This is a genomic window from Ottowia thiooxydans DSM 14619 (genome assembly GCF_000422885.1).
Classification (GTDB): Bacteria; Pseudomonadota; Gammaproteobacteria; order Burkholderiales; family Burkholderiaceae_C; genus Ottowia; species Ottowia thiooxydans.
Genome location: NZ_AUGX01000034.1, coordinates 12452 through 25845, shown reverse-complemented (window position 1 = coordinate 25845; position 13394 = coordinate 12452). Strand labels below are relative to the sequence as shown.

The 13394-nt window shown below is 59.6% G+C and carries 10 protein-coding genes; 2 read left to right on the top strand and 8 right to left on the bottom strand.

Annotation, left to right across the window (positions count from 1 at the left end; genetic code table 11):
- Window positions 1-30: 30 nt before the first annotated feature.
- Genes G518_RS0121025 through G518_RS0120990 form a run of 8 tightly spaced genes read right to left on the bottom strand, consistent with a single transcriptional unit; the run spans window position 31 to window position 11624 of the window.
- Window positions 31-1431: a TolC family protein gene (locus G518_RS0121025; RefSeq protein ID WP_084652077.1), complete on the bottom strand. Its 1401-nt coding sequence runs from the start codon at window positions 1429-1431 to the stop codon at window positions 31-33.
- Entirely contained in the window at window positions 1428-2780 is a 1353-nt protein-coding gene (locus tag G518_RS0121020) for a TolC family protein (RefSeq protein WP_028604226.1), read from the bottom strand. The genes G518_RS0121025 and G518_RS0121020 overlap by 4 nt, the downstream gene beginning before the upstream one ends.
- Window positions 2777-5506 carry an NHLP bacteriocin export ABC transporter permease/ATPase subunit gene (locus G518_RS36175; protein ID WP_028604225.1) on the bottom strand — a complete coding sequence of 910 codons (2730 nt, stop codon included), beginning with the start codon at window positions 5504-5506 and terminating at the stop codon, window positions 2777-2779. The genes G518_RS0121020 and G518_RS36175 overlap by 4 nt, the downstream gene beginning before the upstream one ends.
- A gap of 10 nt (window positions 5507-5516) precedes the next feature.
- Window positions 5517-7280, bottom strand: a complete 1764-nt coding sequence (locus tag G518_RS0121010; protein ID WP_028604224.1) for an ATP-binding cassette domain-containing protein — start codon at window positions 7278-7280, stop codon at window positions 5517-5519.
- A gap of 5 nt (window positions 7281-7285) precedes the next feature.
- Window positions 7286-8512: an NHLP bacteriocin system secretion protein gene (locus tag G518_RS0121005; protein ID WP_028604223.1), complete on the bottom strand. Its 1227-nt coding sequence runs from the start codon at window positions 8510-8512 to the stop codon at window positions 7286-7288.
- Window positions 8513-8545: 33 nt separating this feature from the next.
- Window positions 8546-9550 carry a methyltransferase gene (locus G518_RS0121000; protein WP_028604222.1) on the bottom strand — a complete coding sequence of 335 codons (1005 nt, stop codon included), beginning with the start codon at window positions 9548-9550 and terminating at the stop codon, window positions 8546-8548.
- Window positions 9547-10722, bottom strand: a complete 1176-nt coding sequence (locus G518_RS0120995; RefSeq protein WP_028604221.1) for a glycosyltransferase family 4 protein — start codon at window positions 10720-10722, stop codon at window positions 9547-9549. Before G518_RS0120995 ends, G518_RS0121000 begins: the two co-directional genes overlap by 4 nt.
- Window positions 10722-11624, bottom strand: a complete 903-nt coding sequence (locus G518_RS0120990) for a glucosamine inositolphosphorylceramide transferase family protein (RefSeq protein WP_051237174.1) — start codon at window positions 11622-11624, stop codon at window positions 10722-10724. Before G518_RS0120990 ends, G518_RS0120995 begins: the two co-directional genes overlap by 1 nt.
- Window positions 11625-12025: 401 nt before the next feature.
- On the opposite strand from G518_RS0120990, the gene G518_RS0120985 reads away from it, so the two are divergent.
- Together G518_RS0120985 and G518_RS0120980 are read left to right on the top strand one after the other, a co-directional pair.
- A complete protein-coding gene (locus G518_RS0120985) occupies window positions 12026-12322 on the top strand; it encodes a hypothetical protein (RefSeq protein WP_028604219.1) in 297 nt (98 codons plus the stop codon).
- Window positions 12323-12362: 40 nt separating this feature from the next.
- Window positions 12363-13388 carry a hypothetical protein gene (locus tag G518_RS0120980; protein ID WP_028604218.1) on the top strand — a complete coding sequence of 342 codons (1026 nt, stop codon included), beginning with the start codon at window positions 12363-12365 and terminating at the stop codon, window positions 13386-13388.
- Window positions 13389-13394 lie beyond the last annotated feature (6 nt).

Sequence of the window (13394 nt, the reverse complement as noted above, 5' to 3'; positions counted from 1 at the left end):
GATGCCATGGCCTGGGCCGCATCCTGGACGTCAATGAAGCCCCCACTGGCGCACAATCACAGGCCGCTTTGAAAAACCGGCGGCCTCAGCATCTACCTGCAGTTGCATCGTGACAGGATCGAGCTTGCCAATAGCGGCCAACAAACGCAGTCCGGAAAGAGTGATGTCTCGCGAAGCCGATGCCACTCCCACACGGGCATTGAACACATCGTCCGCCGCGTTGAGCTGATCCCAGACCGAACGAACGCCCCGGAGCACGCCCAGATCGATGCCCTCCGAGGTCACTTGCGCCGCAGACAACTGGGTCTGCCAACTCGTCGCCACTTGCTTCGCTGCGGCGTATCCGTGCCAGGCGTTGTTCACCGCTTCCAGTACACCCCTGCGCTGCCCCTCGCGTGCCATCTCGGCACTTCTCTTGCCCGCCTCGGCCTTCTCTATGCCAGCCTGTGCAGCGCCACCAAGATTGAACTGCCAATCTGCGCTGACCAACACACTTCGGTGATGCAGCCGCCGCCATTCGCTGGAGACTCCGGAGCCGTCAGAGGCGGCGTAGGTCAGCGTCGCCGTGGGCAACTTTTGAGCTTGCGCAATGCGAACGACTTGACCGGCGGCGTCTATCGCCTGCCCTGCAGCAAGCAAACCGGGATCACTGGCCATGGCTTCGGCGCGTGCCATCTCTTCCGACGCCGGCAACGCCGGCAGCTCCGCCGGCAAGGCCGTGCTGGCAAGCGAAGGCTCCGCGTCCGCCCCAATCACAAGGCGATAAGCCAGGCGCGCACGGCCCAGATCGTTTTCAGCCTGTGCATGGCTGGCCACTGCTTGGGCCAGTCGGGACTGCACCTGTCCAAAATCAGTCACGGTGATCATTTGAAGCTTCAAGCGCGATTCATTGCTATCGCGCAGGCGGCTCAAATGCTTCACATGAGCGTCAATGGCGGACATTTTTCTTGTTGCCAGCCAAACGTCGAAATACGCCGTCGCTGCGCTCAAAAGCACCTGCTGCTCTGTTTGCCGAAGCAGGGACCGCACCACGCCAGACTGTGATTGGGCGGCTGCCAACTTCGCATCCAAACTCCCCCCGGCATACAAAGGCTGCTGAAGGTTCAACCCTACCGAGTTTTGCGGATAGGCAAAACGCTCTCGCGGACTTGGCGTAGAGACATCAGCAAATGACCAGGTCTCGTAGACCACTCGCCCAACCCCACCAAAAGCGATCACCCGCGGACGCCGTGCCGCAACCGCCAGGTTCACGTTCTCGTCAGTACCCACGACTTGAGAGCGCGCTATGCGCACATCAGGGTTGGTTGCATAGGCTCGGCTCAGCGCGTCAGCCAGGCTTTGGGCGTGGACCACAGGAGCCAGTGTGCAGAGCACGACAGCGAGCGTGAAGACTTTCTTATAGCGCCGGCCCATGTGTCTCGACCGCTTCATTGCAGTCCCAGCCTGGCGGCAGTCAGGCCGCCTGTACGCGCCAGCAATAGCCAGCGGCCTAGCGTGGCCTCCCGCTGTGCGACATGAAGGCTGACTTCGGCGTTATAGAGCTCGCGGTGCGCATCAAGCAGCTCAAAGAAACTGCGCTGCTCTCGTTGCCGCGTCATTCCCTGCAGGCTTCTCTGAACGGCAGCGACCTGACTGACCCTTGCGGCCAGTGTGTCCTGAGTGGCCAAGAGCCCGTACCACGCTTCGGCCACAGCCGCCTGCAACGCGCTCTGGCTTTCCTGCAAGTCCAACTCACGCTGCCTGAGCACCTGCTCGGCCTGCCGTACCCGGGATGCCGTGGCGCCCCCGGCATACAGTGACAGCGAGGCATTGAGCGTCAAGTAGCGTGTGGTATCCGAGATCTCCCACGCCTGTGCCTCGCGGGCACGGCGCACGCCTGTCGCCAGGTTCATGGCCGGGAGCCAACCCGCTGTTGCCGTATCTACCCCGGTTCGGGTGGCGTTAATGCCGCGTCGCACTGCCTCCAGGTTCGGGTGGTCTACCATGGCCTGCGCCAAGGCCTCTTGCGCGCTGGCGGGAAGAGCGGCGGTGGACTCGCATGAGGCAAGCTCCGGTGGCGGCTCGCCAGTCCATGCCTTATATGAAGCCCGGGCGGCTTCCAGGGCGATCTGCGACTGGCTGAGCTGGATGCGCGCATTCGCAAGGCGGCTTTCGCCGCGCCCCTGATCGGTCCGCGTGGCATCCTGCCTCGCCACCAGGCCTGCAACGCCCTGCAGGGCTTGGCTCAACTGGCTTTCATAGCGACGCGCCGACTCCAGGTCTCTCATCGCCTTTTGTATATCCGAGCAGGCGACGGCGATGCCTAGAAACACCTTCTGCTCGGTATCGCGTACCTGGGCGCTCTGCACTGCGAGCAAGGCCTCGCTTTGTCGGATCGACGCTCTGAGCGCGCCGCCCTGATACACCGGCAGACTCACCTCAACACCGTACTTGCGCGGACGGTAATCAAAGCCCGCGTTCACAGACGCGGCCCCTGGCGTGCTCACCACTGCTGTGGAATCGCGAAGCAGGCCTGCAGCCGCATTCAGATGCACGGTAGGCCTTGTGCCAGCATGATCCAGGGCCACCTGTGCTATGGCAGCCTCCAGTTTGGCACGTGCGTCTTGCAGGTCAGGGTGGTCTCGGTAACCCAGCAAGAAGGCGCTTTTCAGGCCATCGTCTGCCTTGGCCCCCTGCACCCCCAGCAGCCCCCCTGCAAGATAGCAGGCCACGGCCACCATCCTCATTCGCGCCGCAGTGAAAGCGTGGAGCTTGCGCAGCAGAAAGCCGTCGAATTTCACGTTTGCCGCCGGACCAGTTCAGCAAAGACCTCGCCCCGTGCCATCAGCTCCTGATAGCTTCCCGACTCCACCACCTTACCTGCCACGATGACGAAGATGCGGTCCGCACGGATGATGGTGCTCAACCGGTGTGCGACGGCGATCCGCGTGACACGCATGTTTTCTATGGTGCGACTCACGATCTCCTGCGTCTCGTTGTCGAGCGCACTCGTCGCCTCATCAAACACCAGGATTCTCGGCTTGCGGATCAGGGCCCGGGCAATGAGCAAACGCTGACGCTGGCCACCAGAGATATTGGCGGCCCCATCGGCAATCACGGTGTCCATGCCTTGCGGCATCTGCTGCACATCTTTCTCGAACCCAGCTTGGCGCGCGGCTTCCCACGCATCTTCCACGCTCACGCCAGAATCCCCGGTCAGGTTCTCGAACACGGTACCTGGCAAAAGCTTGCCGTCCTGTATCACCACGCCGAGTTGTTCACGCACCAACGCTTTGTCGAGAGTGGAAAGCTCGTGATTGTCCAGATGGATCGAGCCCGCTTCGGGCGTTTCAAAGCCCAGCAGCAAGCGGATGGTGGACGATTTCCCACTGCCTGAGGGGCCCACAAAGGCAATAAATTCCCCAGGTTCGGCCCGAAAGGAAAGCCCATCGAGAATCAAAGGGCCGTCTTCCTGATACCTGAAACTCACATTCTTGAATTCGATGCCCCCAGCCAGTTCCCCGGGATTTTCACGGGCTCCGAACTGTTCGGTCTGCATTTCAAGCAGCGGCCGCAAACGACCGATCAGCGGTTGCACCGCACTGAGTCGAATGGCGACCAACATCAACCCGGTCATGGCGGTGATGAACTGAATGAACGCCGTGACATAGGCCGCAAAGTCAGGCAATGACATCACCACGTCCAGCTCATGCCCTGTGATCTGGGCCCAGGTGGTGGGTATTTGAAAGTACGCCAAAAGGGTTCCGGACTCCACCCCTATGACAGTGAACAGCACCGCCAAAGAGATCGTGCCGAGCATGGCCATGATCGACACCAGCAACACCTGGGCGTGGGCGTTCTTGTTCATCACGGCCTGCACACCCAGGAACATGCGCACCCAACGCTGAAAGGCAATGTCTTCCATGGCAGCCATGCGCAGCTTGGCCACCATGTCGAGCAACTGCACCGTCAGTGATTGAAGTTTTCCGCCAAGAACGAGCGCCTGTCTGTCCAGTGTCACCAGGCGCCATCCAAGCAGAAACCCGACGAAAGCAAAAAGAAACACAACGGCCGCGAGAATCAAGCTCAGCAGGGGGGCGAAATAGAGCATCAAGGCGAAACTGAACGTCCCCATGATGCCGCCGACGATCGAGTTGATCACGCTACCCGTCAGGATCTTGCGAACTGATTCCACCGACTGCATGCGACTGACGAGATCACCAGAAGAATGCTGGCGAAAAAACGACGTGGGGGCGCGCAGCAACCTGTCCCAGAGAGCGGCCTGTAGCCGCATATCCATGCGGCCCTCGATCCGCAAAATCCCGATCGCCTGAACCAAGGCCATCAAAGCCACTGCAGCCGCGCAGATGAAAATGATGGCACCCACCACAGCGGCCTGGGTAGGCTGGTTGGAAGGAATGATGGAGTCGAACAATACTCGTGTGGCCATCGGTGGCGCCAGAGACAGCGTGCCCACCAGCAGGATCATGACGGTGATCGTGACGATATCCATCCCGGTCCGCTTGATCACGAAACCCAACATGTCAGACAGCTTGAGTGCACGATCAGGCAGTGATTCGAAAAACTGCACCGCCGTGGGCAACAAACGCTTCGCCACCCCGGCGTCCACGCGCACCCTGGAAAGGGTTAGTGGATCAACGGCGTCGTAGCCGCCCAACAGGCGCGGAATCAGCGCGCAAGGCCGCCCGTCGCTCCATTGCGCTACCAGCGGCACTTCCGAACGTTTCCACCACGTGTCGCTCAAGGTCACATCGCGGGATTGAAGTTTGGAAGCGGCAGCGATCAACTCCACGGGCTTTGGCGACGCCGCAATGGCATCCACCCCCCCATGCGGCAACACGACCTTGAGATCAAGATCTGCCACTACCAGCTCGCACGCCGCAAACAGAGGCTGCATGGAACTGGTCCCACCAACCCGGTGGTCTTTTATGGTGTCCACCAGGCGCCCTATCGCGCCGCCCATCGTCTGCTGGCGCAAGGACTCGCCAGCCTCCAGCGCAGCCAATTCGGCTGACTGCACCGCGCGAAAACGTTCCGCGGCGAACGGCAATGCGTTTTGATGAAATGCCGCCAGGCCAGACACCACGAGCCTGCCATCAGCCGACTCGATCTCCTTGCACGCCGCCGCCAACTCGGGCTCCTCCATGGCCGCGGACAGCGCTTGCACCCATTTCTCAAGCGAAGACACCACCTCATCGTTCGAAGAGGACAGCTCCTCCATCTTGCAACGCCGGAGCTGCGTGTCATTTCCTGGCACCACCAGCAAGCTGACTCTCTGATCCCTCAAGAGCGGCACGCCAAACATGAATGCGCCCATCGGCACGCTCAGCACATGGTGGCGAAGTCCTGCGCTGGCGCTCTGCCGATCGAGCAGAAAAATATCGACCAATCCGGCTTCCACGCGCCATGCGGCAGTGTCGTCCTGAAGTTCAAAACTGTCTTTGGCTCCGTAGGAGCGAACTTCACCCGCAGGTGTGGCGGCAGATGATGTGTGGGATGGATCCATGTTTTCGCGCTCAGGCCAGCCGGATCAATTCGGCATAACGTCCGTTGGCTTGCACGAGCTCGTCGTGATGCCCCCTCTCCACGATGCTGCCCTGATCGAGCACGAGAATTTCGTCCGCATCCTTGAGCGTCGACAGACGGTGGGCAATGATGATGCAGGTGCATCCGCGGCGCCGCAGGTTGCGATCGATCTTCGCCTCGGTCTCGGTGTCGAGCGCTGCCGACGCTTCGTCAAGAAAGAGAATGCGCGGTTTGCGCACCAGAGCGCGCCCAATTTCTATGCGCTGGCGTTGCCCCCCGCTGAAATTGGAGCCGTCTTCCGCCACCAGGGAGGTATAGCCTCCCGTGCGCATCGAAATGACATCATCGATTTCGGCATCCTTGGCTGCCTCACGAATAGCTTCCATGCTGAGCGTGTCATCGCCTAAAGTGAAGTTTTCCCGGACGGTACCTTCAAATAACTGAACGTCCTGAGACACATAGCCGACCGACGCCGCCCAGCAGGTGCGAGATATCTCGGTGATCGGCAGGCCGTCGTAGAGCACCACGCCACTGCTCGGCTGATACAGGCCCATGGCAATCTTTCCCAAGGTCGACTTCCCGCCACCCGATGCACCGACGATCACGACCCGAGTACCCGGACGTATGGTCAAGGACAAATCCTTGATGATGGGTGCCGGCGCCCCCGGGAAACCGAACGTGACATTGCGCAACTCAATCTCGCCGCTCAGGCGCTGCAGGTTGGGCTGCTGTGAGCGCGCCTGCGTCAAGGGATCGATGGGCGCATGGATGACAGCGTTGCATGAAGAAAGGCGGGCGCTCAACTCGGAAAAATCCTGTGTCCCGGTCATCAGATCCTGCACGGGCTGCGCGAACCGGGCTGCGAACATCTTGAAGGCCAACAATTCGCCCACGGAAAATCTGCCATCAATGACCATCATCGCCCCGAGCCCCAGAACGAGCGCTGAGTTCAGGCCGTTCAAGGCCTTTGGCGCCAGATCGAGCAGCAGCGAAAGGGAGTCTATGCGCTGTTGCACGGAGGTGGTGCTGCCGATCAGCTCCGCTTGCCGTTTGAAGAAGAAGCGCTCCATGTTCATCGCCTTCAGCGACTCAATGGCCTTGATGCCGCCCAGTGCGATGCGGTAGGACTGGCCGACCTTCACCAACTGTGTCTTGTTGGCTGCACCGCGCTTGCGGTTCACGCGAGCCAGCACAAATACGTTGAGGCACGACAAGGCGGCGGTCATCAAGCCCAGAGGCACTGAATAGAGCAGCAGAATGGCAATATAGAAAGATGCCAGCAGGGCGCTGGTCAGATTGGCCACCACGCGGCTCGAAGCCAGGCTGGCCAATCTCGGCACCGAAGCCAGGCGTGACACCACATCACCGACCGGAACCGTGCCAAAAAACAGAATCGGCGCCGTCAATGAGCGCCAGAACATCTGCACAGATGTCGACACCGACACATGGCTTTCTACGCGGCGAGTGAAATACTGCTGAACCAGCGTAGACGTGAGCGCGATGAATGAAGCGACCAGCAGACCCACCACGATCGGGAAAAGCCATCCGTTCAGGTTCTTCACCAGCACCATATCCACGAACAACTGCGTGAACGCTGGCATCGCAATGTTGGGCAGCAAGGTCAGCAGCGTTGTGATGATGACCACCAACATGGCGTCTCGCCCACCCGCCCAGCGCTCGGCGAGCATGACCCAGGAGCTGCGAGCCGGCTTGGCTTTCTTCGCCTCAGGAATGGGTGTCGCGCTGCCGGCCATGGCGTTCACTTGAAGAAGCGGAACACATATGAAATAGGCCGTGCCTCTTGCACGATCACCGAGCCGCTGACCGTGGTGCCCACGGTCACAGGAACCGGAGAAGCCCTGCCCGACGCCATCTTCACGTAACCTGGCCGGCCGGGCTCCGGCACAAGAGCGAGCACCACTTGCAACGACGCACCGATCTTGCTGACCTCGGACACCAAGGCATCGTTTTCCAGCATATTAGTCAAACTCGCCTGCGAAGACGGCAGGTCAGCCACGGATTTGACGGTGGCCAGAACCGTGCCGTAGACATCGGAATCAATGGAGCCGACCTTGAGTCGCGCCTGGGCGCCAGGTTGAATCTGTTTGCCGTCAGAGATCTGAAAATAGGTGACGGCCTGGATGGAGGTGGCGCCACTTTCAATGGTGACCACATTCTCGTTCTCTGCGACAAATTTTCCGGGCATGGTCGTCACCGAGACGACGCTCCCGCTCACCCTCGCCGTGATGCGCTGAGCGCGATCCAGGCTTTCCTCCAGGCCAGCTGCTTGCTGCCTGGTCTTCAGAAGGCTCTCGTCCATGGCGGCAAGATCCTTCTGCACCGTCGCTCTGGCGTCGTCCAGTTGCGCTCGAAGTGTCTGAATCTGCGCCGTGGCTTCACGCAGGGCGAGTTCGGTGGAAATCCGGCTCTGGCGCGCCTGCTCCATCTGGGTGCGCGTGACATACCCCTGGCTCAACTCCTGCGCCATGTCGGCAATGAGTTTGTCCTGAAATTGCAATTGCTCTTGCAGAGATTTGCGGCGAAATTCTTGCGACGCCACTTGCTTGTCCGTGATGCTCTGCTTGCTTTCCAGCTCGCGGGCACTGCGAGCTGCCTCGCGCTTGCGCGCCCCTTCACCCAGCTCCACCAGCGATTGAGCGGCCTTGGCCTGCGTTCTAAGCTGAGGCTGTTGCAGCTCGATCAGCGCATCGCCTTCCTTGACATCGTCGCCCACATTGACATGGACCGCTTTCACAATACCGCTGGCACTGGACAACACGCGCGTGACCTGCCCATCGTTTGGAACAATGGAGCCCAGCCCTGTGACCGTGACGAAGACGCTTCCGTACATGGACCAAAGCACAAGCAAAAGGCACAAGCCGGCCAAGGTGCACACCGCCAGCCATCGTGCAGGGCTCGTGAGTTGAACCAGGCTGCCGATCTTGTCAGGCCCATTGGGGGCTTCGCGCTTGGAAGGTTCGGCCACGGTGTTATCGATCTTGTTAGGGTGTTGATGTGATCAAGGCTGCGCCTTGAACTGGAACAAAGTTTGTCCGCTGGTCAAAGCGCCCACACTGGTGACGGCCCAGCCCGCCCCTTCTACCAGCGCGCACAACCCGGCCTGCGTACGCCCGGTACTTCCTGCCTCGCTAACCACCGACTGCATGAGATTGTCCAGCGCCTTGTACATGCCCGGCATTCCACCGTCCAGGGGAGGTTCCACCACCCATAAGCGGGCAGACGACTTCATCGCACCGCGCAACACGGTCAGCAATTGATGGCAATTCGCGTCATTCCAGTTGTGCAAGACATTTTTAAGCAAATACAGATCGCCGCCTTTAGGCACGGAGGCGAAAAAATCACCGGCCTCAAAATCAAGCCGCCCCACCAGGCCCGGTTGTTCGGCTGCCAACGCAACCCTTGCTCTGGCACAGACATCGGACCGGTCAAAGCAGAGGCCCCGGATATCGGCAGGCAGCGCCGCGAGCAAGGCTCGCAGCAGCATTCCCCGGCCACCTCCAATATCGATGATCAGGCCTTCGGCCATCCCCGTCAATTCGGCCGCCAAGGCCGCCCCCACGGGCCGTGTCAACTCAGCCATGGCCAGATCGTAGATTTCCCCCTCTTCGCGCTGCTGCTCCATCAGATGCATCAAGCTGAAGCCGAAATGCTTCTCCAACCCAGGCTGACCTGTTTTCAAGGTGTGAAGAACTTCCATGAATCCGCGCTGATACACACCGCTGGCCAGCAAGGAAAAATGGCGGAGCGAATGCGGGTGAGCTCGAGTGAGGAGACTGCCGTCCGCCGTATTGACGTACTGGCCCTCAGGCTGCAGCTCAAACAATCCAACCTCGCAAAGCAGCCCCATGAGTTTTTCAATCATTTCAGGCCGGCATTCCGTGGCCTGCGCCAACTCGGCTGCCGTTCTTGGCCGTTCGCTGAGCAGATCTGGCACCCCAAGCTGGGTGGCGGCCCCCACTGCGCTGGCAATCCACCCTCCACAGGCTAGATAAGCAGGATTCATGTGGCAACCTCATCAGACTCTGCCGACGAAGCGAACTCCGGGCTGGAAAGCAGATTTCTATACAAGCCGAGCCACCCTGCGTTCTCGTTCTCAGGGCTCAACTCTCGCGCCAGTTGCAAGGCTCCTGCTGATAGGCGCATCGCCAATACATCGTCCTGAAGAATGCGCTCTATCGCCGCTGTCATCGCGGCAGGTTCACCATGAGGGACCACCAAGGCGTTTTCACCGTCGCGCAAAATCTCTTTCATGCCGCCCACTTCGGTGGCCACCAGCGGAATACCGAGACTGGCCGCTTCAAGCAAGGCATTGGGCAAGCCTTCGTACGCCGATGGCTGTACGTACACGTGCATGCCTCTCAGCCGGTCGAAAACTTCGGAATGAGGAAACGGGCCTGTCAGATTAACTTCAGGTTCTATGGCGAATTCACTGATCAGTGCGTTCGTCCAGCGCTCTTCCTCCTGATCCTGAAAGTACCCCGCAAGGCACAGCTGGCGCCTGTACCGCAATGGGAGTGCCGCGTATGCCCGCACCAGCAAAGGAATGTCTTTTACTTTGCGAAGCTCGCCCACCGTTCCCACCACATGGCGGTTGTGATCGCCCAGTCGCCAAAGTTCGGCGTTCTGCGGCATCGGCTTGACGCTGTTGCGAATGACGGAGCTTCGCCCCTGAACATCGACATCGATCGAGACAAGATCGAGGTAGGCTGCGTTGACTGAAGTAATCCAGCTCGCATTTTTCAGACTCGAGACAATGGGCGCGCGCGTCAGGGGGTGGTTGATCAAAGTCAGCGCATCATTACCCCGAATGCTGGCCACCACCGGCCTGCGGCGCCCGCTCTGCCGCACGGCACGAATACAGGGGTAGACGGCCGTCAGAAAAAACCCGTGGAATAGATCGAAGTCGTACTGTTCATCCAGATTGAACACCAGATCCCCCAGCACATGGGCGGCATCGCGCCAATTGCCACCATGGCAGACGCGGTGAACATGAATGCCGTCATGCAGCGTGTGCTCGACGGTGACCTCCGTCCGGCTCGTCATCGCATGAGCGGACACCACATGAACCTCATACCCTGCAGCCAGGAGCGTGCAAGCCAGCCGATGCGCCGCAACGCCCACCCCCCCTAGCTCGGGCGGATAGATCTGGCTGGAAAGACAAATGCGCTGCGTCATCAGGAATGAGCCAATGTGGCGCCATCCACTGCGGCTAGCCACCGCCCGTCAGGCAGCGCAAGCGCGTCGATGTGGTGCATGGCGAGCGCGTTCCATCCGGAACGCGAGGCGCTGAAAATTGGGCTTTCGGGCAACTCGTGCTCGAGAAAACTGGTCTCGTCGAGTTGGTCAATCTCAAATGCGCGCAGATGCGTGCCATACGAGGGCCAGCCATCCTGCGCAAAGCGCACTACCCTGCCATCGAAGCTCAGCACCCGCCCTCCCGGGCGGGTTCGGCGCCGATTGCCCGGCCATAAAGGACTGGCTGGATGCGCTCTCCAAGGCCCGGCGGGCGATTTGGCCTGAAACAGGCACAACTCGTCCAGGCCGCGCTGCGCGAAGAGCCACCACGTATCGCCGTCGAAGTGCAAAGTGCTGTCGGCGTAGGGGCCCTTCAGCAACTGCCCCACCACACGCCATTGCCCGGGAAAGCTTTCTGCCCGATAAAGAAAAACGCCATCAGCCTGGCGTGTCTCGGGGATCATGTAGATCCCACCATGCCACTCAAATACCTGTGGATAGGAAAGGTGGAAGGCTTCGCGCATGACCACCTGGCCATACACCCAGGTCACGCCATCATCCTGGCTGCAAGCGTACGCAATCTCCCCGCGCTCAGTGGCCGCGTTCATGACTTCAAAAAACAGGTAGATCGTGTCGCCCCGCCGAAGCAGGAAAGGGTCTGCAACGGCGTTGGCGACCACATCGGTGACATGCCGGCAGGTCAGGCCTGGGCGTTTGCCCTGCGCCTGCATGGGCTGCAACGCCAAAGGCGACAAACCTGAATAAAAAGCAATGGCCCATTGATAGCGCCACTGAGGCCGGCTTGGCCTGTCCAACTCCGAGGATGCTTGAGGTGTCGCCATGCTGGTTGCCTGAAAAAAGCCTCTCGTCACCGCCCTAGGTCATTGTCTTCAAATGATAAAAAAGCGAACTATTGTATTGTTTTGAAGTGCGATTTCAGGGCCCGGCTTGCCGGGCCAGGTACCCCACATCACGCCCTGTTAGATGCCAGTATGCAACATTTTGTGACCCACAAGGCGCTTTGGCGCGCAATATAACACGGTCGTACTCGGGCCTGATGACGATAACAGGCCTTGATTACATGGATTCAGAAAGTAAGAATAAATCATCATTTTTATAGAAAAAGTAGACGATTTTCAAATCCGTATGCAAGAATGCCAGAAGGTGTAGGGTTTTGTTTTTTTAGTAACCGTTCACCGCTGTCAATTCATCCCCTTAGCTTTTTTTACATCACGGAGTAGACATGCTGTACATGGTTTCACTAGAGCCCAAGAACCTTCTGGCTCAAGCTTCAGCCGAAGCGGTTCGCAAGTTCAAAGCCGGCTTTCAAGCCGGCAAAGATAAAGGCATCATCAAAGCGGCCTACAGCAAGGTCGGCGGCGGCTTGATCCTGATCATTGATTCCCCAAGCAATGCCAGCTTGACCATCAATCTGCGCGAGCACCACATCACCGACGCTGAAGTCGTGCCTCTGGTGGACTTCATGGACGTGGTCGACGCGTACATCGAGCACAAAGAAACTGGCGCCGTCAAAAAATAAATTCAGCTGAACGCTGGTTGTTGGCTAGCCAGACATAGACATGCAGCAAGAATTCTCCGGCGAGGAGAGCGCATCACGCGCCGCTCTCCGGGGTGAGTTTTGGGGGGTCGTGGCGTACTACAACCCTCTGAATCAAGATGTCCTGCAGAAGAACTTCTCAGAATTCAGTGATGGAGTGCGCTCCCAGGGCCTCAAGCTCCTGGTGGTGGAACTGGCCTTAGGTGACGCCCAGTTTCAGATTGCCCGCACCCAATGCGATGGCCTGATTCAGCGCCGAACCAGCACGCTGCTTTGGCACAAAGAGCGCCTGCTCAATCTCGGAATTGATCACCTTCCCCCCACATGCGACAAGCTTGTCTGGCTGGATAGCGACATTCTTTTTGAGAACCCTCACTGGGTAGCTGAAACCGCTGCCGAGCTGGAGCTTCACCCCGTGGTTCAACCCTTTGCGCAGGCCGCATGGCTACCTGAGGGAGCACGGGAGTTGCCCACTGATCTGCCCTTCGGGCTGGCGGAATCGCATTTCATGCCTGGCATGGCAGCCACCATGCAGTCGTGCACCAATCCGCGGCGAGCACTCCTCGATTATTTCCTCCATGGCCACTGCGGCTTTGCGTGGGCCGCCCGGCGCCACATTTTGGCGCGGCACGGACTCTACGACCGCCATGTACTAGGCGGTGGCGATGTCACCATTGCCCATGCCCTCTATGGAGATGAAGACTATTTGCGGGGCCGCAATCCTGGCGCCCGTGGCATGGGCGCCTCTGAGCTGAACGCCATCGCCCAATGGAGCCGGGGACTTCATGCCGAGGTCATGGGAAACCTGGGATTCACGCCGGGGCGTGTCTTGCACCTGTGGCACGGCGCAACATCCAACCGCAACTACCGAGGCCGGTGGAAGATGCTGGCGGAAAACCAGTTCGATCCCAGCGTGGATGTGACCGTAGACGAGCAAGGTTGCCTAGCGTGGAGCACAGACAAACCCCAGCTCCACCAACAGGTGTCAGACTACTTTCACGCCCGCGTGCAGGCACCCGTGCCAGCGCCGGCCTCAATCACAGATTAAAGAACA